24 protein-coding genes are annotated in these 21,502 nt (G+C 64.3%); 21 read left to right on the top strand and 3 right to left on the bottom strand.

What is annotated here, in order from left to right; genetic code table 11:
• Positions 1-32 precede the first annotated feature (32 nt).
• Both ABMA59_RS15395 and ABMA59_RS15400 read left to right on the top strand, forming a co-directional pair.
• Positions 33-341 carry a DUF1244 domain-containing protein gene (locus ABMA59_RS15395; RefSeq protein WP_349006249.1) on the top strand — a complete coding sequence of 103 codons (309 nt, stop codon included), beginning with the start codon at positions 33-35 and terminating at the stop codon, positions 339-341.
• Positions 342-543: 202 nt separating this feature from the next.
• Positions 544-804: a DUF2312 domain-containing protein gene (locus tag ABMA59_RS15400; protein WP_308060297.1), complete on the top strand. Its 261-nt coding sequence runs from the start codon at positions 544-546 to the stop codon at positions 802-804.
• A 92-nt stretch (positions 805-896) separates the two neighbouring features.
• Here the strand turns inward: ABMA59_RS15400 and ABMA59_RS15405 are convergent, their stop codons facing one another.
• A complete protein-coding gene (locus ABMA59_RS15405) occupies positions 897-1,907 on the bottom strand; it encodes an NAD(P)H-quinone oxidoreductase (RefSeq protein WP_349006250.1) in 1,011 nt (336 codons plus the stop codon).
• Positions 1,908-1,998: 91 nt separating this feature from the next.
• Between ABMA59_RS15405 and ABMA59_RS15410 the strand changes: the two genes are divergently transcribed.
• The 3 genes from ABMA59_RS15410 (at position 1,999) to ABMA59_RS15420 (ending at position 3,819) form a co-directional block, all read left to right on the top strand.
• Positions 1,999-2,190, top strand: a complete 192-nt coding sequence (locus tag ABMA59_RS15410) for a DUF1192 family protein (protein WP_349006251.1) — start codon at positions 1,999-2,001, stop codon at positions 2,188-2,190.
• A gap of 89 nt (positions 2,191-2,279) precedes the next feature.
• Entirely contained in the window at positions 2,280-3,527 is a 1,248-nt protein-coding gene (locus ABMA59_RS15415; RefSeq protein ID WP_349006252.1) for an MFS transporter, read from the top strand.
• Between the two features lie 31 nt (positions 3,528-3,558).
• Positions 3,559-3,819: an ArsR/SmtB family transcription factor gene (locus ABMA59_RS15420; protein ID WP_349006402.1), complete on the top strand. Its 261-nt coding sequence runs from the start codon at positions 3,559-3,561 to the stop codon at positions 3,817-3,819.
• Positions 3,820-3,980: 161 nt separating this feature from the next.
• Here the strand turns inward: ABMA59_RS15420 and ABMA59_RS15425 are convergent, their stop codons facing one another.
• Positions 3,981-4,154 carry a YdcH family protein gene (locus ABMA59_RS15425; protein WP_349006253.1) on the bottom strand — a complete coding sequence of 58 codons (174 nt, stop codon included), beginning with the start codon at positions 4,152-4,154 and terminating at the stop codon, positions 3,981-3,983.
• A 234-nt stretch (positions 4,155-4,388) separates the two neighbouring features.
• Here ABMA59_RS15425 and ABMA59_RS15430 point away from each other — a divergent pair, with 234 nt between their 5' ends.
• Positions 4,389-4,592, top strand: coding sequence for a YdcH family protein (locus ABMA59_RS15430; protein ID WP_349006254.1), 204 nt, complete (start codon positions 4,389-4,391; stop codon positions 4,590-4,592).
• A gap of 74 nt (positions 4,593-4,666) precedes the next feature.
• On the opposite strand, the gene ABMA59_RS15435 is transcribed toward ABMA59_RS15430, so the two are convergent.
• A complete protein-coding gene (locus ABMA59_RS15435) occupies positions 4,667-5,578 on the bottom strand; it encodes an acetamidase/formamidase family protein (protein WP_349006255.1) in 912 nt (303 codons plus the stop codon).
• A gap of 130 nt (positions 5,579-5,708) precedes the next feature.
• On the opposite strand from ABMA59_RS15435, the gene purE reads away from it, so the two are divergent.
• The 15 genes from purE (at position 5,709) to ABMA59_RS15510 (ending at position 21,486) form a co-directional block, all read left to right on the top strand.
• Complete coding sequence (purE, locus tag ABMA59_RS15440; RefSeq protein ID WP_349006256.1) at positions 5,709-6,203, top strand: 5-(carboxyamino)imidazole ribonucleotide mutase; 495 nt, start codon at positions 5,709-5,711, stop codon at positions 6,201-6,203.
• The gene (locus tag ABMA59_RS15445; RefSeq protein WP_349006257.1) at positions 6,200-7,276 is read left to right on the top strand and encodes a 5-(carboxyamino)imidazole ribonucleotide synthase; all 1,077 of its coding nucleotides are present in this window, start codon (positions 6,200-6,202) and stop codon (positions 7,274-7,276) included. Before purE ends, ABMA59_RS15445 begins: the two co-directional genes overlap by 4 nt.
• A 264-nt stretch (positions 7,277-7,540) precedes the next feature.
• Positions 7,541-8,566, top strand: a complete 1,026-nt coding sequence (locus ABMA59_RS15450; RefSeq protein WP_349006258.1) for a PstS family phosphate ABC transporter substrate-binding protein — start codon at positions 7,541-7,543, stop codon at positions 8,564-8,566.
• A 103-nt stretch (positions 8,567-8,669) separates the two neighbouring features.
• Positions 8,670-10,130 carry a phosphate ABC transporter permease subunit PstC gene (gene pstC / locus ABMA59_RS15455; protein ID WP_349006403.1) on the top strand — a complete coding sequence of 487 codons (1,461 nt, stop codon included), beginning with the start codon at positions 8,670-8,672 and terminating at the stop codon, positions 10,128-10,130.
• Positions 10,127-11,443, top strand: coding sequence for a phosphate ABC transporter permease PstA (gene pstA / locus ABMA59_RS15460; RefSeq protein WP_349006259.1), 1,317 nt, complete (start codon positions 10,127-10,129; stop codon positions 11,441-11,443). The genes pstC and pstA overlap by 4 nt, the downstream gene beginning before the upstream one ends.
• 15 nt (positions 11,444-11,458) lie before the next feature.
• Complete coding sequence (pstB, locus tag ABMA59_RS15465; protein WP_349006260.1) at positions 11,459-12,283, top strand: phosphate ABC transporter ATP-binding protein PstB; 825 nt, start codon at positions 11,459-11,461, stop codon at positions 12,281-12,283.
• A 22-nt stretch (positions 12,284-12,305) separates the two neighbouring features.
• The gene (gene phoU, locus ABMA59_RS15470) at positions 12,306-13,013 is read left to right on the top strand and encodes a phosphate signaling complex protein PhoU (protein ID WP_349006261.1); all 708 of its coding nucleotides are present in this window, start codon (positions 12,306-12,308) and stop codon (positions 13,011-13,013) included.
• An 11-nt stretch (positions 13,014-13,024) separates the two neighbouring features.
• Positions 13,025-13,714, top strand: coding sequence for a phosphate regulon transcriptional regulator PhoB (gene phoB, locus ABMA59_RS15475; protein ID WP_349006262.1), 690 nt, complete (start codon positions 13,025-13,027; stop codon positions 13,712-13,714).
• Between the two features lie 156 nt (positions 13,715-13,870).
• Positions 13,871-14,089, top strand: coding sequence for a hypothetical protein (locus tag ABMA59_RS15480; RefSeq protein ID WP_349006263.1), 219 nt, complete (start codon positions 13,871-13,873; stop codon positions 14,087-14,089).
• A gap of 513 nt (positions 14,090-14,602) precedes the next feature.
• Entirely contained in the window at positions 14,603-14,779 is a 177-nt protein-coding gene (locus ABMA59_RS15485; RefSeq protein WP_349006264.1) for a hypothetical protein, read from the top strand.
• A 124-nt stretch (positions 14,780-14,903) separates the two neighbouring features.
• Positions 14,904-16,145 carry an MFS transporter gene (locus ABMA59_RS15490; protein ID WP_349006265.1) on the top strand — a complete coding sequence of 414 codons (1,242 nt, stop codon included), beginning with the start codon at positions 14,904-14,906 and terminating at the stop codon, positions 16,143-16,145.
• 197 nt (positions 16,146-16,342) lie between these two features.
• Positions 16,343-17,665: a UDP-glucose dehydrogenase family protein gene (locus ABMA59_RS15495; protein ID WP_349006266.1), complete on the top strand. Its 1,323-nt coding sequence runs from the start codon at positions 16,343-16,345 to the stop codon at positions 17,663-17,665.
• Positions 17,666-17,703: 38 nt separating this feature from the next.
• A complete protein-coding gene (locus tag ABMA59_RS15500) occupies positions 17,704-18,153 on the top strand; it encodes an acyl-CoA thioesterase (protein WP_349006267.1) in 450 nt (149 codons plus the stop codon).
• Between the two features lie 231 nt (positions 18,154-18,384).
• Complete coding sequence (locus ABMA59_RS15505; RefSeq protein ID WP_349006268.1) at positions 18,385-19,350, top strand: sugar-binding transcriptional regulator; 966 nt, start codon at positions 18,385-18,387, stop codon at positions 19,348-19,350.
• Between the two features lie 81 nt (positions 19,351-19,431).
• Positions 19,432-21,486 carry a bifunctional aldolase/short-chain dehydrogenase gene (locus ABMA59_RS15510; protein ID WP_349006269.1) on the top strand — a complete coding sequence of 685 codons (2,055 nt, stop codon included), beginning with the start codon at positions 19,432-19,434 and terminating at the stop codon, positions 21,484-21,486.
• Positions 21,487-21,502 lie beyond the last annotated feature (16 nt).

A 21,502-nucleotide genomic window follows, 5' to 3' on the forward strand; every position in this document is an offset into this window, starting at 1 on the left:
TGCGACTGCAAATGCGACTGGTGGAGGCCGACATGTCCGAACTGAGCGACGACCAGAAGCGCGATTTCGAAGCGGCGGCTTTCCGCCGCCTGGTCGCGCACCTTCGCGAACGCGGCGACGTGCAGAACATCGACCTGATGAACCTTGCCGGCTTCTGCCGCAATTGCCTGTCGAACTGGTATCGCGAGGCGGCTGAGGCGTCGGGCACGGAATTGTCCAAGGAAGCGTCGCGCGAAATCGTCTACGGCATGCCTTACGCCGAGTGGCAGGCGCGCCACCAGACCGAGGCGTCGGACGACAAGAAGGCTGCCTTCGAGAAGAACCGCCCGAAGGACCATTGACCGGTAGCCCTTTTCCCAAGTTTCCGGATCGCCGTCCTTTCGCCGGACAAGGCGTCAGCCGTCCGCTTGTCCGCTCAGGCATCGCATTCCCATGCGGCAGACCACGCGGGCCTTGACCCTCCAGCCGGGTTCGGGCATCGAACCGCGTCCTTGCCGCGCTTCCGAGTCGCGGCCCAGAAAAACCGCCGTTCCGGAGACAGACATGGCCGAAGACATCACCGAAACCAGCCAGACCGTCGCGGCAGGCCAGCTCAAGGCTTTCATCGAGCGCATCGAGCGGCTGGAAGAGGAAAAGCAGACCATCGCCGACGACATCAAGGACGTTTACGCCGAGATGAAGGGCACTGGTTTCGACACCAAGGCGGTGCGCACCATCATCCGCCTGCGCAAGAAGGACGCCAACGAGCGCCAGGAAGAGGAAGCGATCCTCGACCTCTACATGGCCGCGCTCGGTATGGCTTGAGTTTCCGGCGGCCAACCGTTTTTTGCCGCCAGGGCAGTCAAAGCAATTGCGATCACGCGGACGCCGGGGCGAACCGGCGCCCGAAGACCTTATCAGGCGACGTCCAGCACGATCTTGCCGATATGCTCGCCCTCTTCCATCCGCTCATGGGCGCGCCAGGCTTCCTTGAACGGGAAGATCATGTCCATGACCGGCGCGACGCGCCGCGCGGCCAGCAGCGGCCAGACCTGAGCCTCCAGGGCCGCTGCCACCGCGCCCTTGAATTCGGTGGTCCGCGGCCTGAGCGTCGAGCCGGTGTGCACCAGTCGCTTGACCATGATCTTCGACACGTCGGCGCTCGCCGTCGCCCCCATCTGCGTAGCAATCTGCACGATGCGGCCCTCGACCGCCGCGGCGGAATAGTTGCGGTCGACATAGTTGCCGCCGACCATGTCGAGGATGACGTTGGCGCCCTTGCCCGATGTGAAGTCCTTCACCGCGGCGACGAAATCCTCGTGCTTGTAGTCGATAGCGAGATCGGCGCCGAGCTTGCGGCAGGCCTCGCATTTCTCCGCCGACCCGGCGGTGGCGATCACGGTCGCGCCAAACGCCTTTGCCAACTGGATAGCGGTCGTGCCGATGCCCGAACTGCCGCCATGGACGAGGAACGTCTCGCCGGCTTTCAGGCCGCCGCGCTCGAACACATTATGCCAGACGGTGAAGAAGGTTTCCGGCAGGGCGGCAGCCTCGGTCATGGTAAAGCCCGCCGGCACCGGCAAGGCGTTGGTCTCGTGGACCTTGCAGAATTCCGCATAGCCGCCGCCCGGCGTCAGAGCGCAGACGGCGTCGCCGACCCGCCAGCGCTTCACACCCGGGCCGACGGCAGCGACCGTGCCGGCCACTTCCAAGCCCGGCAGGTCCGAGGCGCCGGGCGGCGGCGGATAGGCGCCCTTGCGCTGAAGAACGTCAGGCCGGTTGACGCCGGCGGCGCTGACGCGGATCAGAATCTCCCGCTCCTCGGGTTCGGGAACGGCGCGTTTTTCGGCCTTGAGCACCAGCGGACCCCCGGGCTGCGAGATCGCCACCGCCGTCATCCGCGCCGGAATATTGGTATCGTTCGCCATGATTCGCTCCGATCGGTCCCCCCGCCGCGATTGCCTATTGGGACAGCTCTTATGTAGGGTGTCGGCCGATCTGGCAAACCGGAGGTCGACGATGGCCATATTCGACGACGAACCACGCAAGCCGGCAAGTGCCCATGTGGTCGGCCAGGACATTTCCCTGATGTCCGTCGATGAACTGTCCGAACGCATAGCCAAGCTCAAGGCCGAGATCGAACGGCTGGAGGAAGAACGCGCCAGACGCGGTGCGACGAAATCGGCGGCCGAGGCGCTTTTCCGGCGGTAGAACTGGCATCATGTCGTTTCCCGGCCTCCATAACGCCTAAGTTGGTCTATCCTGCAATCACCGTTTCCGCAGTCGATCCGGATTGAATGATGTTCGCGACCTACCGGCCGATCTTGTCCCTGTTGCGCGGAACCGCCTTCCTCCTGGCGGCATCGGGCTTGCATGGTCTGCTGTTGCCCTTGCGCGGCCAGGAGGAAGGATTCTCGACGACCGTGCTCGGCCTGCTCGGCACGGCCTGGGCAGGCGGCTTTGTCGGCGGTTGTTTTCTGGCGCCCCGTCTGGTGCGCCGCGCCGGGCATGTTCGCGCTTTTGGTGCGTTTGCCGCGTCCGGCGCCATCATAGCGCTGCTCACCGGGCTGATGATCCATCCCGTCGCCTGGATCATCCTGCGCGCCGCCACGGGCTTCACCATGGCCGGCGCCTTCATGGTGATCGAAAGCTGGCTGAACGAGAAGGCGACCAACGAGAATCGCGGCACCGTCTTCGGCCTCTACATGATGGTCACCTACGCCTCGATCATGGCGGGCCAGATGATCGTCGCTGCCGGCGACGTGCATACCGATTCGCTGTTCATGGTGGCCGGCATCTTCTTCTGCCTGGCGTTGCTGCCGACCGCCATGTCGACGGCGGCGACGCCGAAGCCTCTGCAGGACGTGGCGCTCGACGTGAGGGGCCTCTACGCCAATTCGCCGGTCGCTTTTTTCGGTTGCCTGCTGGTCGGCGTCGCCAACGGTGCCTGGGGCACGCTGGGGGCGGTATACGGCGCGCGCATCGGCATCACCACAGCGGAGATTGCGCTGATGATGAGCCTCGTTGTCGTGGCGGGCGCCGCCATGCAGCTGCCGGTCGGCCGCGTCTCCGACCGCACCGACCGGCGCTATGTGCTTGCCGCCGCCTCGCTGGGCGCGGCGCTGTTCGGCCTGCTGGTGTTTTTCGTTACGCCACGTTCCGGCGTAACGGTCATCGTGATGACCGCCTGTTACGGCGCGCTCGCCTACACGCTTTATTCGCTGGCGGTGGCGCATGCCAATGACCATGCGAGCCCGGAAGACTTCGTGAAAGTTTCCGGCGGCCTGCTGCTGCTCTACGGTTTTGGTACGATGATCGGCCCGCTGCTGGGCTCGCTGCTGATGAGCTGGATGCGTCCGGAGAGCCTGTTCCTTGCCACTGCCCTGGCCCACATCGCGCTTGCGGCCTACACGCTGCTGCGAATCTCGAAACGCGCGCCGGTGCCCGTCGATGCTCGCGAGGCATTCAAGACCATGCCCTCCGAGCGTGGCGCGACGCCAGAAGCGGCGCGGCTCGATCCGCGAATCAAACCCGAACAAGACGGTTGAGATTCTTCGGCATTTGCCGCACCATCCGGTCATGCTCACTGACGCGTTCGCGGCAATTGCAGACCCTCACCGGCGGCACCTGCTGGAAGAGCTCCGGCGCGGGCCGAAAACGGTGGGCGAACTGGCCTCCGGCCTGCCGGTGTCGAGGCCCGCGGTGTCGCAGCATCTCAAGGTCCTGCTGGATGCGGGGCTGGTCAGCGCCAAGGCCGAGGGGACGCGGCGCGTCTATGCCGTCAGCGAAAACGGTTTTCTCAAGCTGAACATCTGGCTGGATCAGTTCTGGACGGCATAGCCCCGGACGGAAATCGAGCGCCAGCCCAGATCACCCCGTAGGTCCCGGATTACAAGAATACGACCGACATCGCCCACCTCGCGGGCGAAGTTCGATTATACAGCCTTTGCCCGGCGGCGTACGCCGCCGGTTCTTCAAACAGGATTGGAATTTCGTGGCGGTCAGTGCGTGGTGTGTCGCAACTTCTCCATCTCGTCCTTGATTGCCAACTTGCGTCTCTTGAGCATCACGATTTCGAGATCGTCCACCGAGGGGTGGGTCATCGCCTCATCGATCTGGCGTTCGATGTCGCCGTGCTTGCGCTGAAGTTCGTCAAGGTGGTTGGCAAGAGCCATACTTGCTTCTCCCTTCATGGTTTCCTCGATCGCACGCCATACCGCGGCTACCGCCCATGCCGCCGTGTGACGGTACGGTGACACTCTGCCACCAGATTGCGGCAATGTCGAATGCGATGTGGTAGGATTTCCTGGAACAGCAAAATGTGATAATGGCTTGCCGCCGGGTGGGCTAGCACGCCCGGACCCGCCCTGTTGGCGCCAGCGGCGCCGGTTTTCTGCTGACGGAAAGAAATGTCCGACCAGGATCAGACCGAGATTCGCCTTGAGTTCGCAAAGCTCAAGCAGGAACACGCCGATTTCGACGCAGCCATAAACGCCATGATCGCGACCGGCAGCGACCCGCTGCAAATCCAGCGCATGAAAAAGAAAAAACTGGCGATCAAGGACCGGCTTGTGACGCTGGAAGACCGGATTATCCCCGATATCATTGCGTGAGCGCCCGGCGTCGCGTGAACTGGTTATCCGCCGGGCGTCGTTCCGGGCAGCCCGGAATTATCGCCGGCTGGCCCTCAGCGCTTCGGCAGCCATTTCTTTTCGATGCGGCAGACCATGGTGAAGGCCGGATCGAAGACGTTGCCCACATCGTAGCGGACGACCTGGCCCATCAGATGGCTGGCGGCCGTGGGACTCAGTCCGTAGTCGCCGGTCAGCCAGTTGAACATATCGGTCGTTGCATGCTGCAATGCCTGGTCGAGCGGCCGGGCGTTGCCCACCGAAAAGATATCGGTGGCGCTCTCGCCGCGCGGCCAGACGAGGTTGCGGCTCTTTTCCACCGTCAGGCGAACCTCGACGTCGAAGCAGGTCTCGATGCCGGTGCCGACGATCTCCCCGTCGCCCTGCGTCGCGTGGCAATCGCCAAGGAAGAACAGCGCGCCGGGCACGGCGACAGGAAACCACACAGTCGCGCCAGGGCCGAAACCCCGGTAATCCATGTTGCCGCCGTTCTCGGCGCTGGTCGCGGTGGAAAACGCCTGCCCGCCGCCGGGTGCCACGCCGAAGCAGCCGATCATCGGCTCCAGCGGCAGCACGAGATGCTCGAGGCCCGGCACGGCGGGTTCCGGTGTGGCGGTCAGCGCCTGCCGGTCGATCCGCCAGTTCGTCTTGTCGCGGGGCGGCAGGTTTCGCACGAATTCCGGGTCGACGACGTTGCCCGCCAGCGATGCCCGCGTCCATCCCGTGGCGCGGATCGGCGTCATGCGCAGGATTTCGACCTTCAGCGCATCGCCCGGCTCGGCGCCGGTCACGAAGATCGGGCCGTTCATCGGGTTCGGCTCCGGGGCGCGTTGCACACCGTCTTTGTCGATGCCGTGGGCGTCGATCGTTTCGGTGATTACCGTATCGCCCGACGAGACGGTCAGGGCGGCAGGCAAGGTGCCCAGCACATTGTGCCAGCTTGTGGCGGTAAACCGGTGCGTTGTCATGGCCGAAGGCGTAGCCGAAGCTCGCGACAGCGGCAAGCCGGCCGGGAGGAAGTCGTTTGGCGTCGACCATCCTTGCGAGCTTCCCGGAATTCCGTTATGCGCCGCATTCCGTTCGACCGGGGACGATCGCGTGGCCGACAGCACAGCCGACGTTGCAATCATCATGGGCAGCCAGTCCGACTGGGCGACCATGAAACATGCCGCCGAGACGCTGGATGCGCTCGGCGTGTCGCATGACGACCGCATCGTCTCGGCCCACCGCACCCCGAAGCGGCTTTATGATTTCGCGACGGGCGCCAAGGCCGCCGGCTACAAGGTGATCATCGCCGGGGCGGGCGGCGCGGCGCACCTGCCCGGCATGGCGGCGGCCATGACCCCGTTGCCCGTGTTCGGCGTTCCGGTCGAATCCAAGGCGCTGTCCGGCGAGGATTCGCTGCTTTCGATCGTCCAGATGCCGGCGGGCATTCCCGTGGGTACGCTGGCAATCGGCCGGGCCGGCGCGGTGAACGCCGCTTTGCTCGCCGCCGCCGTGCTGGCTCTGGGTGACGAACGGTTGGCGGCGCGGCTGGACGACTGGCGCTCGCGGCAAACCGCCGCCGTCGCGGATAGGCCGTCAGACGCATGACAGCGCCGCTTCCGCAGAATTCGACGATCGGCATCATCGGCGGCGGCCAGCTGGGGCGCATGCTGGCGATGGCGGCGGCCCGGCTGGGCTATCGCACGGTCATTCTGGAGCCGCAGGCGGATTGTCCGGCCGCGCAGGTCGCCAACCGGCAGATCGTCGCGGCCTATGACAATCCGGCGGCGCTCGACGAACTGGCGAAGGTTTCGGCCGTCGTCACCTATGAGTTCGAGAACGTTCCCGTCCGCGCGGCCGAGCGGCTGGCGGTGTCCGTGCACGTCTATCCGCCGGCGCGGGCGCTAGAGGTGTCGCAGGACCGGCTGGTGGAAAAGACGTTCCTCAACGGCATCGGCGTCAAGACGGCCGACTTCCGGGCGGTCGACGGCGATGCCGATCTCGAAGCGGGCCTTGCGGCGTTCGGGCGCAGCGGCATCCTGAAGACCCGGCGGATGGGTTATGACGGCAAGGGACAGCGCGTCTTCCGGGATCATTCGGGCGGCGTGACCGGCAGCTTCGCGGCGATGGGCGGCGTGCCGCTGATCCTCGAAAGTTTCGTGCCGTTCGAGCGGGAAATCTCGGTGATCGCCGCACGCGGTCTTGACGGCCAACTCTCTGCCTACGATCCGGCGGAAAACGTCCATCGGAACGGCATCCTGCATACGTCGACGCTGCCGGCATCGGTTGCGCGGACGACGGCGGATGCCGCGACGGATGCCGCCTTCTCCATCCTCGCCGCGCTGGACTATGTCGGCGTTATCGGCGTCGAGTTCTTCGTGCTGCCCGGCGGCGGCCTGCTCGCCAACGAGATCGCGCCGCGCGTCCACAATTCCGGGCACTGGACCGAAGCCGCCTGCGCTGTGTCGCAGTTCGAGCAGCATATCCGCGCCGTTGCCGGCCTGCCGCTGGGCGACCTCAGCCGGCATTCCGGCTGCGTGATGGAAAATCTCATCGGCGACGACATTTTCCGCGCGCCGGCGCTTCTGTCCGAGCCCGATCTCGTGCTGCATCTCTACGGCAAGGCGGAAGCCCGGCCGGGCCGCAAGATGGGCCATTTCACGCGGCTGCTGAGCCGTTAAGAAGCCGGCTAATCATTTTCTCATACTTGATGTGACGGACACGTGATCGTGACCGCTCGTCGGTTCGGCTGTGCCGAGGCCGCGCATTCCATCCGCGGAAAAGAGCGCGATACCCGCCGGCAAAGTGTCGCGGCCATGATGAATGGCCGGTTTACCCATTCGACACGAAACTGTCATGCAACTGTTACATAGCCTCGTTAAGGCCTCTCCGCGTGACGCCGCAGAAGGTGTCCGAAGCCAAAATTCCCGACAGGAGCAGGCCCCATGAAAAAAGCTATTCTCACAGCGTCGGCCGCGGTCCTGGCGCTTGCCGCCTCGGCCGGCTATGCCGCCGCCCGCGACCAGGTCCAGATCGCTGGTTCGTCCACCGTTCTTCCCTATGCGAAGATCGTCGCTGAATCCTTCGGCGAGACCTTCACCAACTTCAAGACCCCCGTCGTCGAGTCCGGCGGTTCGGGCGCCGGCATCAAGGAATTCTGCAAGGGCGTCGGCGAGGCCACGATCGACATCGCCAATTCCTCGCGCAAGATGAAGGAAGACGAGTTCAAGTCCTGCGTCGCAGCCGGCGTCAAGGACGTGCAGGAAGTCAAGATCGGCTATGACGGCATCGTCTTCGCCACCGACATCAAGGGTCCGGACTGGGCGCTGACCCCGGCCGACATCTACAAGGCGCTGGCCGCGCAGCTCGTCGTCGACGGCAAGCTCGTCGCCAACCCGAACACCAAGTGGAACCAGGTCAATCCGGCCCTGCCGGACTGGGATATCGTCGCCTACATCCCCGGCGAAAAGCACGGCACCCGCGAAGTGTTCGAAGAGAAGCTGATGGCTCATGGCTGCGACAAGGATGCCGTGAAGGCCGCCGGTGTTGCCGAGAAGGAAGTCACCAAGGCCTGCGTCGCGGTCCGCAAGGACGGCAAGGCCGTGGACATCGACGGCGACTATTCCGAGACGCTGGCCCGCATCGACGCCAACAAGACCGGCGTCGGCGTGTTCGGCCTCGCCTTCTACGAGAACAACGCCGACAAGCTGAAGGTCGCGACCGTCGACGGTATCGTGCCGTCGACCGAGACCATCGCCAAGGGCGAGTATCCGGTGTCGCGTCCGCTCTTCTTCTACGTGAAGAAGGCGCATCTCGGCGTCGTTCCCGGCCTGAAGGAATATGTCGAGTTCTTCCTCGACGACCAGATGGTCGGCCCGGAGAGCCCGCTGGCCGAGTACGGCCTGGTTGCCGCGCCGGACGCCGAGCGTCAGCAGCAGCGCGACGACTTCGCCGCCGGCAAGACCATGTAATTTAAAGTATCCGCCGCGCGGCCATCCGGCCGCGCGGCGATTTTCTGTTGTTGAATTTGTTCTCCCTTTCAGGCCACAGGCGCCGGGAGTCTCGCGCATGCCGATGACCTATTTTATCGCCATCATCCTTGTGATCGGTGTGGTCGCCTACTTCATCGGCCGCCAGCGTGCCGCAATGCATACCGGCGGTGCCGTCAAGCAGCATTCTCGTCCGCACTATCATGCCTGGTGGGCATTTCTGCTGGCAACGATGCCGGCGCTGCTCCTGCTCATCGTCTGGAGCGTCGGCTCCTCCGTCTATCTCGAACGCCATGTCGAAGCACAGCTTCCGCCACACACGGCCGAAAGCGCGGTGCCCAACCGCAGCCTCGAACTCGGCCTGGTCAGGAGCCTCGCAAACGGCCTGCGCCGGCTCGACGCGGCCACCCTCGACAAGCTTCCCGCGACATTCGCCGAATTGCAGCCGCTTCTGGTCGCCAAGGGTGTGGCGCTGGCGCCCGACACCCAGGATTACATGATCCCCATCGCGGTGGAGACCAACCGCGCCAGCGACAGCCTGAGGCTGACGGGCGGCATCCTTGGCCTGATCCTGTCGCTCGCCGGCGCGGCCCTCGCCATCCGTGGCATTCAGCCGAGGACGCGGGCCCGCAACAATGTCGAGCGCATCGTGCTGTGGGCCTTGCTGGGGTCGTCGACCATCGCGATCCTGACAACCGTCGGTATCGTGCTGTCGATGCTGTTCGAGACCTTCCACTTCTTCGCCGCGGTGCCGCTCACCAATTTCTTCTTCGGCATCGTCTGGGATCCGCGCTTCGCAGCGGCCGGAGCGGGCGCCTCCGCCGGTCAGTTCGGCCTGATCCCGCTGCTCGCCGGCACGCTCTACATCGCCTTGGTGGCTCTGCTGGTCGCGGTTCCGATCGGCTTGCTGTCGGCGGTCTATATGGCCGAATACGCTTCCCGCCGGGTGCGCTCGATCGTCAAGCCGACGCTGGAGCTGCTGGCCGGCATCCCGACCATCGTCTACGGCATCTTCGCGCTGGTGACGCTCGGGCCGTTCCTGCGCGACCTCAGCGCCGCGCTCACGGGCGGCACGCCTTTCATCCAGGCGCAGTCGATCTTCACCGCAGGCCTGGTCATGGGCATCATGCTGATCCCGGTGGTCTCGTCGCTTTCGGATGACATCATCACGGCGGTGCCGCGCGCCATGCGCGACGGTTCGCTCGGCCTCGGCGCCACGCGCTCCGAGACGATCAAGCGGGTGATCCTGCCGGCCGCGCTTCCGGGTATCGTCGGCGCCATCCTGCTGACTGCCTCGCGCGCCATCGGCGAAACGATGATCGTCGTGCTGGCGGCGGGCGTCGCCGCGAACCTGACGCTCAACCCGTTCGAGGCGATGACCACCATCACCGTCAAGATCGTCAACCAGCTCACCGGCGACCTCGAGTTCAACTCGCCGCAGACGCTCGTGGCCTTCGCGCTCGGCATCACGCTCTTCGTGGTGACGCTGATCATGAACATCGTCGCGCTCTACATCGTGCGCAAATATCGGGAGCAGTACGAATGACCGCCGCCACGCTCGGCACTCTTCCGGTTGCCAAGGCCCCGCCACGCCGCGACATCGGCCTGAAGCGGCGCTATGCCGCCGAGACCCGCTTCCGCTGGTACGGCCGCGTCGCCATCTCCGTCGGCATCATCTTCCTGGCGGTGATGCTGGTCTCGATCGTCTCCAAGGGCTACACCTCGTTCTTCCAGACCTCGGTGCTGCTGCCGATCACCTTCGACGCGAAGGTGATCGATCCGCAGGACAAGCGGGCGACGGACCCGAACGTGCTGATCACCGCCAATTATCCGAACCTGGCGCGCGACGCGCTGGCCGCCAAGCTCGGCATCTCGCCCGACGACAAGCCGCAGATGGCGGCGCTGAAGGGCTTCCTCTCCGAGGGCGTGCGCACGCAGCTTCGCGACATGGTGGTCGCCGATCCCTCGATCATCGGCACGACCCGCGACGTCTGGGTGCTGACCAGCGCCAACGTCGATTCCGCCTACAAGGGCCAGATCGACCTCACAGTCGCCGAGACCAACCGCAAGGTTTCCGACCGGCAGGTCGCCTTCATCACCAAGCTGCGCGACGAGGGCGCCTTGACCGGCAAGTTCAACACCGGTCTGTTCGTCAACGGCGCCTCGAGCCGCCCGGAAATGGCCGGCATGGGCGTCGCCATCATCGGTTCGTTCTACATGATGCTGATCGTGCTGCTCTTGGCGCTGCCGATCGGCGTCGCCGCCTCCATCTACCTGGAGGAGTTCGCCAAGAAGACGCGGCTCACCGACATCATCGAGGTCAACATCAACAACCTCGCCGCCGTGCCGTCGATCGTCTTCGGCCTGCTCGGCCTGGCCGTCTTTATCAACTTCCTCGGCATGCCGCGCTCGGCCGCGCTGGTTGGCGGCCTGGTGCTGACGCTGATGACGCTGCCGACCATCATCATCGCCACCCGCGCCGCGCTCGCCGCCGTGCCGCCGTCGATCCGCTCGGCAGCGCTCGGGCTCGGCGCATCCAAGACGCAGGCGGTGTTCCAGCATGTGCTGCCGCTCGCCACCCCCGGCATCCTCACCGGCACCATCATCGGCCTGGCCCGCGCGCTCGGTGAAACCGCGCCGCTGCTGCTGATCGGCATGGTGGCCTTCGTCGCCGACTATCCGGCGACGCCGCTCGACCCGGCCACGGCATTGCCCGTGCAGATCTACATGTGGGCGAACGAGGCCGAGCGCGCCTTCGTCGAGCGCATGTCCGGCGCCATCATCATTCTTCTGGTATTCCTCATGGTGATGAACATCACCGCAATCGTGCTCAGGCGCCGCTTCGAACGGCGCTGGTAGACGGGAGCAAGCATCATGAACATCATGACCGAACAGAAACTCGAGCAGGCAGTGAGCGGCAGCATGACTGCGAAAACCAACGAAGTGATCAAGATGCAAGGCCGCAAGGTCGGCGTCTTCTACGGCCCGAAGCAGGCGCTGTTCGATGTGGAACTCGACGTGCGGCAAAACCAGGTGACGGCGCTGATCGGCCCGTCGGGCTGCGGAAAGTCGACTTTTCTGCGGTGCCTGAACCGCATGAACGACACGATCGACTCGGCCCGCGTCACCGGCAAGATCACGCTGGACAACGAGGATATCTACGATCCGAAGATCGACGTGGTCGAACTGCGCGCCCGTGTCGGCATGGTGTTCCAGAAACCCAATCCGTTCCCGAAGTCGATCTACGAAAACGTCGCCTACGGCCCGAAGATCCACGGGCTCGCGAAGAGCAAGGCCGACCTGGACCAGATCGTCGAGTCGAGCCTGAAGAAAGCCGCGCTCTGGAACGAGGTCAAGGACCGCGTCAACGAGCCGGGAACCGGGCTTTCCGGCGGCCAGCAGCAGCGTCTCTGCATCGCCCGCGCCATCGCGGTGTCGCCCGAGGTCATCCTGATGGACGAGCCGTGCTCGGCGCTCGACCCGATCGCCACCGCCAAGGTGGAAGAGCTGATCGACGAGTTGCGGGCCAACTACACCATCGTCATCGTCACCCATTCGATGCAGCAGGCCGCCCGCGTGTCGCAGCGCACGGCGATGTTCCATCTGGGCTACCTGGTCGAGGAAGGGGCGACGGACAAGATGTTCACCAACCCCGATGACAAGCGCACCCAGGACTACATTACCGGCCGCTTCGGCTGATCCCGGCCCGAGGAACACCAGAATGCGCGAACACACCGTTGCGTCCTTCGATCAGGACCTGAAACAGATCGACCAACTGATCCGCGACATGGCGGACCTGTCGACGTCGATGGTCGGCGCCTCCATCCGGGCGCTTCTACACACCGACGCCGCGGCGGCGCAGCGGATCATCTCCGATGACGCCATCATGGACGCCAAGCAGCGTGAGCTGGACGACCGCGCCATCACGCTGATCGCCAAGCGGCAGCCGATGGCCCAGGACCTGCGCGCCGTGCTCGGCGCCATCCGCATGGCGGGCGATTTGGAGCGGATCGGCGATCTTGCCAAGAACGTCGCCAAGCGCGTCGGCGCGATCGGTGAGGGGACGACGCCGCGTGGCTTGTCCCACGGCATCGACGACATGGCGACGATGGTCCTTGCCCAGATCAGCGGCGTCGTCGACGCCTATACCGGGCGCGAGCCCGCCGAACTCGACCGGCTGCGCGCCGAGGACGAGAAGATCGACCTCAAATACACCTCGGTGTTTCGCGAACTCCTGACCTACATGATGGAGGATCCGCGCAACATCACCACCTGCACGCATCTGCTGTTCTGTGCCAAGAACCTGGAGCGTATCGGCGACCACGTGACCAACATCGCGGAAAACGCCTATTATGTGCTGACCGGTTCGCAGCTTCCGGCGAACCGTCCGAAACTCGACGAGACGGCGACGACCGTCCTCGCCGAATAAAGGCAGGCGCGATGATCGCACCGAAGGTCATGGTGGTCGAGGACGAGGAGCCGTTGGGCGTCCTCCTCCGCTACAATCTTGAGTCCGAGGGCTATCAGGTCGAGGTCGTCATGCGCGGCGACGAGGCCGAGATCCGGCTGCAGGAGAATGTGCCGGACCTTCTGGTGCTGGACTGGATGCTGCCGGCGGTTTCCGGCATCGAACTGTGCCGGCGGCTGAGGATGCGCCCGGAAACCGAGCGCCTGCCGATCATCATGCTGACGGCGCGCGGCGAGGAAAGCGATCGGGTGCGCGGGCTGGCCACCGGCGCCGACGACTATCTGGTCAAACCGTTTTCGACCCCCGAATTCGTGGCGCGTGTAAAAGCGCTGCTGCGCCGCGCCAAGCCGGAAGTGCTTTCGTCGGTGCTCAAGGTCGGCGATATCGTGCTCGACCGCGAGTCGCACCGCGTCTACCGCAAGAAGAGCGAGATCAAGCTCGGCCCGACCGAGTTCCGGCTGCTGGAATTCATGATGCGCCATCCCGGCCGCGTGTTCTCGCGCGGGCAACTGCTCGACAATGTCTGGGGCGAGACGATCTATATCGACGAGCGTACCGTCGACGTGCATGTCGGCCGGCTGCGCAAGGCGGTCAACACCAACCGCCTGCCCGACGTCATCCGCACCGTGCGCGGCGCGGGCTACGCCATCAGCGATGAATGATCGTCGTCCCGCCGCGTCGTCGCGGCGAGCGCCGTCTTTGGGCAATACCCTCCGTTTCCCACCATTGAAATGCCCGAGCCTGCTGTCCCGCGGGCGTTAGCTTTTTGTTATCCTTAATGCGCCACTCTGGCAGGCATGAAGCCTGCGGGAAACCATATGGAAATCCTGTCCAAGGATCGGAACATCGCCGAGATGGACGCCCTCATGGACGCCCAGGACGACCGCAAGACCAAGCTGGTCGACCGTCGCGCCATCCATGAATCGGTTTCTTATCTCAGGAGCCACGGCTTCGATACCGAAGAGGTCCAGCGCTGCCTGGTGCGCTATTTCTATGTCGACCTCGACCTGCTCAACGAAGCGCTGACGGAACACTGAACGCCCGGCTTTTCAGGCGAAATATGGACTGCTACGCTTCGACAGTCCTTGCGCTGACGTCCACTCCAATATGTTCAGGCGGAGCGCGATGGATTTTGCGCCCTCGCGACATCCTGGCGCTCGTTACGCGCGCTCCGCTATTTTCCGCGACCAGTCGCCGGCCGATCCTGTAGGCCACATAGCCGGCCAGCGCGGCCGTTGCCAAACCCAAGCGTGTCATTTGGTGGCCCTCCGTTTCCTCGGCCCGGTGCGAGATGGATTTGGCGGAACGGGTTCGGCTTCAACGTCAGGTGTCATGTATTTCGCGGCGAGCCGGGTCGCCACCACTGCCAGCCCAAGCCGTACAAGCCATTTGAACATCGAAAACCTCCATTCGTTGCGGTGGAAACTCGCATGTATGCGGAGAGGTTCCGGGAATGTTGGCGGTCCGTGCCGGCGCTTTCCAATCAGCAGAAAAAGCCATGCGACCTTTTCGCCGCCCGTGCGTTGAACCGGCCAACGGAGGCAGAACTCATGGCTAGGAAAGTGAAGCAAGGCGGCCAACTCGCAGCCGGTCAGGAACTCGAAGTTCAGCATCTGGCGGAGACGACCGACCTCTCGCCTCGACAGGCGCGCGAACTTCTGAAGCGCCACGGTAACGACTGGGAAAAGATCCGCAAGGAAGCGGAGACATTCAAGGCCGAGAGCTAGGGCCAAAGGCGCAATGGCGACGCGACTTTCGCAATTATTCTTGGTCCAGCTGTGAATTGGGGGCGCTAAAGGCGGCGAACCGCGCTAAAGACGGCGTGGTTTCTTCTCTCGTATTTCGAGCCCGATGTCTTCCAACACCGCGACCGCCGCAAGCCAGCGTTATGCTGCCTTCCGGCACCGGCCGTTCCTCGCCTTCTGGGCGGCGCGTTTCCTGGCGACGTTCTCGACCCAGATCGTGTCCGTCGCGGTTGGCTGGCAGGTCTACGACCTGACGCGCGATCCGTTCGATCTCGGCCTTGTCGGCATTATCCAGTTCATCCCCTCGCTGCTGCTGGTGCTGATCACCGGGGCGATCGCCGACCGTTTCGGCCGCCGCCTGATCATGGGGCTCGCGGCGGGGCTGGAGGCTCTCTGCGCGCTGGCGCTGCTTCTGCTTTCGCTGCGCGGGTTGACGAGTGTCGTGCCTGTGTTCGCGGTGCTTGCCGTGTTCGGCATAGCACGGGCTTTCTTCGGTCCTGCTGCTGCCTCGCTGGTGGCCAATCTCGTGCCGCCCAAAGATTTCGCCAATGCCGTAGCCTGGAATTCCTCGGCATGGCAGACCGCGACCATCGTCGGCCCTGTCGCCGGCGGCCTGCTCTACGGCGTCTCCGCCGAAGCGGCCTATGGCGTTGCGACATTGCTGATGCTGGCGTCAGCCGTGCTCATCTTCAGCATTCCCAAGCCGGCACAGCGAACCGGCACGGAGCGCCCTTCGATCGATACGCTCTTTGCAGGTTTCCGCTATATCTGGGGGGAAAAGGTGGTCCTCGGTGCCATCTCGCTCGACCTCTTCGCGGTCCTGCTCTCGGGTGCCGTGGCGCTCCTGCCCGTCTACGCGCGCGACATTCTCGAACTCGGCCCCTGGGGCCTTGGCCTGCTGCGTGCCGGTCCGGGCATTGGTGCATTGCTGGTCGCGGTGTGGCTCGCCGGCCATCCGCTGCGCGACCACGCCGGCGTCATCATGCTGGTCTTCGTCGGCCTGTTCGGCGTCTTCACCATCGTGTTCGGCGTCTCGACCATTGTCTGGCTGTCGATCTTCGCGCTCGCCATGCTCGGCGCCACCGACATGGTCAGCGTCTATGTGCGCGAGACGCTGATCCAGCTATGGACGCCGGACGAGTTGCGCGGCCGTGTGAATGCCGTGAACATGGTGTTCGTCGGTGCGTCCAACGAACTCGGCGAGTTCCGGGCCGGCACCATGGCTGCCATCATTGGCACGGTTCCCGCCGTCGTCTTCGGCGGTGTCGGTGCCATCGCGGTCGCGGGCCTGTGGGCCTGGCTCTTCCCGAAGCTGCGTGACATCCGCCATCTGGACGGGCGGGACTGACGCATCGATGTCCGACATTTGACCCGTACCTCTTTCGGCCGCGACGTTTATTCCTCTGTCGCATTCGCATGGGAAATTACGCGGCAAATGTTTCTGTTGGCCGGTGCGTCGATCCGGCGTAGGGATGCCGCCGCAAAGGACCTCGCGCCGGCGCGTTTTCCAGCAAAAACGCGCCCTTATCCAAGAGAAGGTAGACTATGCGCGTATTGATGGTTGGCGCCGGTTATGTCGGGCTGGTCTCGGCGGCCTGTTTCGCCGATTTCGGACACCAGGTCGTCTGCATCGACAGCGATGCCGGCAAGATCGAAGCTTTGCGCGGTGGAAAAATCCCGATCTACGAGCCGGGCCTTGGCGAACTGGTCTCCACCAATCTCCGGGCCGGGCGGCTCAGCTTTGAGACGGATCTCAAGGAAGCCATCGCCGATGCCGACGTGGTGTTCATGGCGGTCGGCACCCCGTCGCGCCGCGGCGACGGCCATGCGGACCTGAGCCATGTCTATGCGGCGGCCCGGCAGATCGCCGGCGCCCTGCGCGGCTTCACCGTCATCGTCACCAAGTCGACGGTTCCGGTCGGCACCGGCGACGAGGTCGAGCGCATCATCCGCGAGACCAATCCGGACGCCGATTTCGCCGTCGTGTCCAATCCGGAGTTCCTGCGGGAAGGCGCTGCGATATCCGATTTCAAGCGGCCCGACCGCATCGTCATCGGCCTGGAGGACGAGCGGGCGCGGGCAGTCATGGCGGAGGTCTACCGGCCGCTCTATCTCAATGCCGCGCCGATCATGTACACGGCGCGCCGTTCGGCCGAACTGATCAAATACGCCGCCAACGCCTATCTCGCGATGAAGATCACCTTCATCAACGAGATGGCGGACCTCTGCGAGGCGCTCGACGCCGACGTGCAGGATGTGGCGCGCGGCATCGGCCTCGACCAGCGTATCGGCTCGAAATTCCTGCATGCCGGGCCGGGTTATGGCGGCTCCTGCTTTCCCAAGGACACGATGGCGCTGGCCAAGGCGGCGCAGGATGCAGCCAGCCCCGTCCGCCTCGTCGAGGCGACCGTCGCCATCAACGATTCCCGCAAGCGGGCGATGGCCCGCAAGGTGACGGCGGCCTGCGGCGGCGAGGTGCGCGGCAAGACCGTCGCCGTGCTCGGCCTCACCTTCAAGCCGAACACCGACGACATGCGCGAGGCGCCGTCGCTGGCGCTGATCCAGGCGCTGCAAGACGGCGGCGCGCGTGTCCGCGCCTACGATCCGGAGGGTATGGAAGGGGCGAGGGCGCTGCTCGACGGCGTCACGTTCGGCAACTCGCCCTACGAGATCGCCGAAAGCGCCGACGCGCTGGTCATCGTCACCGAATGGGATGCGTTCCGGGCGCTCGATCTCGACCGCATCGGCAAATCGATGAAGACGCCGGTGCTGGTCGACCTGCGCAATATCTACAAGCAGGGCGAGGTCGAGAAATACGGCTTCACCTACACCAGCGTCGGCCGGCCAAGGCCGAAGCGGGCGGCGTGAACGGCGACTGGTCCAGCATGGCAAGAGAAGGAGGACGGATGAGCGATCGGAGCAAGCCTTCCGTCCGGGCGGACTATGCGCTGTTCCGCACCATCCAGACCCGCTGGATGGACAACGACATCTATGGGCACATGAACAATGTCGTTCATTATTCGCTGTTCGACACGGCGGTGAATGGCTGGCTGCTCGAACGCGGCATCATCGATATCCGACGAGGCCGGACCGTGTTCTTCGTCGTCGAAACCGGCTGCCGATATTTTTCCGAACTGGCTTTCCCCGATGTGGTCACCGCCGGCATCCGGGTGGCGAAACTCGGCACGTCGTCGGTCCGCTACGAGATCGGACTGTTCCGCAACGATGAAGAACAGGCGGCGGCCGAGGGCTTTTTCGTCCATGTCCATGTCGACCGCAAAACGCGCAAACCGACACCGTTCGACAGCGTCTCGCGTCAGGTCCTCGAAACCCTCTCGCGGACGCCAAAAGCGTAATTGCGGCCACCCCGAAGGGGGGCAGCGTCATGCTCGCGAGGGGGCCGCGTCAGCGCAAAACCGAAATTTCCCGCCTGATTTTCGGTAACCCGATGAGATCCCAGATTCTTTTGGACTTGCCGGGTCTCCAGATAGGCTATTTCCGGCTTTGTTTGCCAAAAATATAGATCAATCCGGCTCGCCATTTGACTTTTGTCAGCGACCGTGACTATTGTCGAAACCGGAGGAAACATGCCAATCCGCCCGGCGGACCAGATCATACACAAGGCCGCGTGGCTCTACTATTCCCACGGGATGCGACAGGACGAAGTCGCGCGCGAACTCCACATTTCGCGGGCGTCGGTCGCCATGTATCTGCGCAAGGCGCGCGATACCGGGATCGTCACCATCTCCACCTCGACGCAGTTGTTTGCCGACGACGTTCTGGCCCGCGAACTCGAGGATGCGCTGAAGCTCGATGCCGTCTGGGTGGTGCCCGACAGTACGCATTCCTCCGATCCGACCGCCGACGTGCCACTGGTCGCCGCCACTGTTTTCCTTGGCCTGATCGGACGCGGCGCGCGCATCGGCGTTGCCTGGGGGCGCACCGTCTACACCATCGCCGACCAGATGGCGCATGCCGACCTGCAGGGCGTGACGGTGGTGCAACTCTGCGGCAATCTCGGCGCGCCCTATTCCTACCGGCCCGACGAATGCACGATGGAGATCGCGAGGCGGCTGAATGCCAAGGGGTTGAATCTTTATGCACCTTTGGTGCTGAGCAGCGAGGAACTTGCGATTTCCTTGCGGGCGGAACCAGTCATCCGCGAGCAGCTCGACGGCATAAAGACCTGCGATCTGGCGCTTTATTCGATCGGCACGATCGGACCCGACAGCCATATCGTCAAATGCGGCGCGGTCGATCTTGACGGACTCCACGCCCTTCAGGCCGCGGGAGCCGCCGGGGTTGTCGCCGGGCGAATCATCGACAGCCAGGGGGCGTCGCTGGATTGCGCCTACAATCGTCGCCTGATCTCAGCCGACATCGATGCGCTGCGGGCAATCCCTAAGCGGCTGGTCGTGGTGCAGGAGGACAATAAATTCGAGCCGCTGAAGGCCGCTCTCGCCGGCGGGCTCTGCACCCATCTGGTGCTTGGTGCCAGCATGGCGCGGCGGCTGTTGGATTATACGCGGGCAACGCCCACGAAGAGGATCTGAATAATCTGGCGGTCACGATCGGTTGCTAGGTCTGCCGATCCGGTCACGCCAAAGCCATCAAACGATATTGGGACGAAGACGATGAAGAATTTGTGGAACGACGCCGAAGCGGAGAAGCTGGTAGAGGCCTATGCCGGAAAAGGCATCGGGCGGGAGCTGGCGCTACGCGTCTATACGACCCGTCTGCTGGGCGGCGAGCCGCGACTGGTGCTGCATGGTGGCGGCAATACGTCGGTCAAGCAGACCATGACCGACCTCGTCGGCGATGAATGGGACGTGCTCTGCGTCAAGGGCAGCGGCTGGGACATGGGCGTGATCGAGCCGCAGGGCCTGCCGGCGGTGAAGCTGAAGCCGCTGCTCAAGGCGCGCAAGCTGGAAAAGCTCTCAGATGAGGACATGGTCTCGCTGCAGCGCGCCAATTTGATCGACCCGAGCGGCCCGAATCCGTCGGTCGAAACTCTGCTGCACGCCTTCCTGCCACACAAATTCGTCGACCACACTCACTCCACCGCCATCCTGTCGCTGATCGACCAGGCAGAAAGCCAGCCGATCTGCGAAAAGGTGTTTGGCAAGACATTTGGGTTCGTGCCCTACATCAAGCCCGGCTTCGACCTCGCCAAGGCGGCCGCCGAGGTGTTCGAGCAGGATACCTCCGTCATCGGCCTGATCCTCGACAAGCATGGCATTTTCACCTTTGGCGATTCCGCTGAGGAGGCCTACGGCCGGATGATCGATGCGGTGACGCTGGCCGAGGAGTTCGTTGTGAAGCAAGGTAAGTCGGCGGGCGCGTCGACGGTGCTGCCGGCAAGCCTTGCAAAACCCGCCGACATCGCGCCGATGCTGCGCGGCGCCGTTGCGGTGTCGAACGGCGAGGGCCGTTTCGACCGGATGATCAGCGATTTCCGCACCTCGCCGGCCATCCTCGACTTCCTGCGCGGACCGCGGCTGGAGGCGCTGGCGAAGACCGGCGTATCGACGCCGGACCTGTCGATCCGCATCAAGACCGGGCCGATGGTGCTGCCCGCGCCGGACGCCGGCGACCTGAAAGGCTATCAGGCGGCGGTGCTTGAGCGGGTCGCGGGCTTCGCCAGGGACTATGAGACCTATTTCACCAGCAATGACGCGCGCGACGACGTCAAGCGTACCATGCTCGACCCGATGCCCCGCCTGTCGCTGGTGCCGGGACTCGGCATGTTCGGCCATGGCCGTACGCTGAAAGACGCCAAGATCGCTTCCGATGTCGGCGAGATGTGGATCGAGGCAGTGAAGGGCGCCGAGGCCATCGGCACGTTCCAGCCGCTCGCCCATTCCGACCTGTTCGAGCTGGAATACTGGTCACTAGAACAGGCAAAGCTCGCCTCCAACAAGCCGAAGCCGCTGACGGGGCAAGTCGTTCTCGTCACAGGCGGCGCCGGCGCGATCGGCGCAGCCACGGCAAAACTCTTTGCCGACTATGGCGCCCATGCGGTGGTGGTCGATCTCGACGCCGAGCGGGCGGCCGACGCGGCGAAGAAGGCCGGCAACCAGTCGATCGGCGTAGGCTGCGACATTACCGATCCCGTCGCACTGCGCGCCGCATTCGACCGGGCGATCGAGGTTTTCGGCGGACTGGACATCCTGGTGTCCAATGCAGGTGCTGCCTGGGAAGGCGTCATCGGAGACCTCGACGACGCGCTGCTGCGCAAGAGTTTCGAACTGAACTTCTTCGCCCACCAGAATGCCGCGAAGAACGCCGTGCGCATCTTCAAGGAGCAGGGCACGGGCGGTGTGCTGCTGTTCAACACCAGCAAGCAGGCGATCAACCCCGGCGCAAAATTCGGCGCCTACGGCCTGCCCAAGGCGGCGACGCTGTTCCTGTCGCGCCAGTATGCGCTGGAATACGGTCCGCTCGGCATCCGTTCCAACGCGGTCAACGCCGACCGCATCCGTTCCGGCATCCTGACCGATGCGATGATCGCCAGCCGCTCCAAGGCGCGCGGGCTGTCGGAGAAGGATTATATGTCGGGCAATCTGCTCGGCCAGGAAGTCACCGCGCAGGACGTTGCGCAGGCGTTTTTGCACCATGCTCTGGCCGAGCGCACCACCGCCGACGTGACCACAGTCGACGGCGGCAATATCGCGGCGACGCTGCGATAGGCCGAAGAAGGGAGGA

It is taken from the genome of Mesorhizobium yinganensis, assembly GCF_040081985.1.
Classification (GTDB): Bacteria; Pseudomonadota; Alphaproteobacteria; order Rhizobiales; family Rhizobiaceae; genus Kumtagia; species Kumtagia yinganensis.

What these genes read in the sequence shown, in the direction of transcription:
- ABMA59_RS15395 (WP_349006249.1), top strand. Translation starts at nt 33, where the DNA reads ATGTCCGAACTGAGCGACGACCAGAAGCGCGATTTCGAAGCGGCGGCT.
- ABMA59_RS15400 (WP_308060297.1), top strand. Translation starts at nt 544, where the DNA reads ATGGCCGAAGACATCACCGAAACCAGCCAGACCGTCGCGGCAGGCCAG.
- ABMA59_RS15405 (WP_349006250.1), bottom strand. Translation starts at nt 1,907, where the DNA reads ATGGCGAACGATACCAATATTCCGGCGCGGATGACGGCGGTGGCGATC.
- ABMA59_RS15410 (WP_349006251.1), top strand. Translation starts at nt 1,999, where the DNA reads ATGGCCATATTCGACGACGAACCACGCAAGCCGGCAAGTGCCCATGTG.
- ABMA59_RS15415 (WP_349006252.1), top strand. Translation starts at nt 2,280, where the DNA reads ATGTTCGCGACCTACCGGCCGATCTTGTCCCTGTTGCGCGGAACCGCC.
- ABMA59_RS15420 (WP_349006402.1), top strand. Translation starts at nt 3,559, where the DNA reads ATGCTCACTGACGCGTTCGCGGCAATTGCAGACCCTCACCGGCGGCAC.
- ABMA59_RS15425 (WP_349006253.1), bottom strand. Translation starts at nt 4,154, where the DNA reads ATGGCTCTTGCCAACCACCTTGACGAACTTCAGCGCAAGCACGGCGAC.
- ABMA59_RS15430 (WP_349006254.1), top strand. Translation starts at nt 4,389, where the DNA reads ATGTCCGACCAGGATCAGACCGAGATTCGCCTTGAGTTCGCAAAGCTC.
- ABMA59_RS15435 (WP_349006255.1), bottom strand. Translation starts at nt 5,578, where the DNA reads ATGACAACGCACCGGTTTACCGCCACAAGCTGGCACAATGTGCTGGGC.
- ABMA59_RS15445 (WP_349006257.1), top strand. Translation starts at nt 6,200, where the DNA reads ATGACAGCGCCGCTTCCGCAGAATTCGACGATCGGCATCATCGGCGGC.
- ABMA59_RS15450 (WP_349006258.1), top strand. Translation starts at nt 7,541, where the DNA reads ATGAAAAAAGCTATTCTCACAGCGTCGGCCGCGGTCCTGGCGCTTGCC.
- pstC (WP_349006403.1), top strand. Translation starts at nt 8,670, where the DNA reads ATGACCTATTTTATCGCCATCATCCTTGTGATCGGTGTGGTCGCCTAC.
- pstA (WP_349006259.1), top strand. Translation starts at nt 10,127, where the DNA reads ATGACCGCCGCCACGCTCGGCACTCTTCCGGTTGCCAAGGCCCCGCCA.
- pstB (WP_349006260.1), top strand. Translation starts at nt 11,459, where the DNA reads ATGAACATCATGACCGAACAGAAACTCGAGCAGGCAGTGAGCGGCAGC.
- phoU (WP_349006261.1), top strand. Translation starts at nt 12,306, where the DNA reads ATGCGCGAACACACCGTTGCGTCCTTCGATCAGGACCTGAAACAGATC.
- phoB (WP_349006262.1), top strand. Translation starts at nt 13,025, where the DNA reads ATGATCGCACCGAAGGTCATGGTGGTCGAGGACGAGGAGCCGTTGGGC.
- ABMA59_RS15480 (WP_349006263.1), top strand. Translation starts at nt 13,871, where the DNA reads ATGGAAATCCTGTCCAAGGATCGGAACATCGCCGAGATGGACGCCCTC.
- ABMA59_RS15485 (WP_349006264.1), top strand. Translation starts at nt 14,603, where the DNA reads ATGGCTAGGAAAGTGAAGCAAGGCGGCCAACTCGCAGCCGGTCAGGAA.
- ABMA59_RS15490 (WP_349006265.1), top strand. Translation starts at nt 14,904, where the DNA reads ATGTCTTCCAACACCGCGACCGCCGCAAGCCAGCGTTATGCTGCCTTC.
- ABMA59_RS15495 (WP_349006266.1), top strand. Translation starts at nt 16,343, where the DNA reads ATGCGCGTATTGATGGTTGGCGCCGGTTATGTCGGGCTGGTCTCGGCG.
- ABMA59_RS15500 (WP_349006267.1), top strand. Translation starts at nt 17,704, where the DNA reads ATGAGCGATCGGAGCAAGCCTTCCGTCCGGGCGGACTATGCGCTGTTC.
- ABMA59_RS15505 (WP_349006268.1), top strand. Translation starts at nt 18,385, where the DNA reads ATGCCAATCCGCCCGGCGGACCAGATCATACACAAGGCCGCGTGGCTC.
- ABMA59_RS15510 (WP_349006269.1), top strand. Translation starts at nt 19,432, where the DNA reads ATGAAGAATTTGTGGAACGACGCCGAAGCGGAGAAGCTGGTAGAGGCC.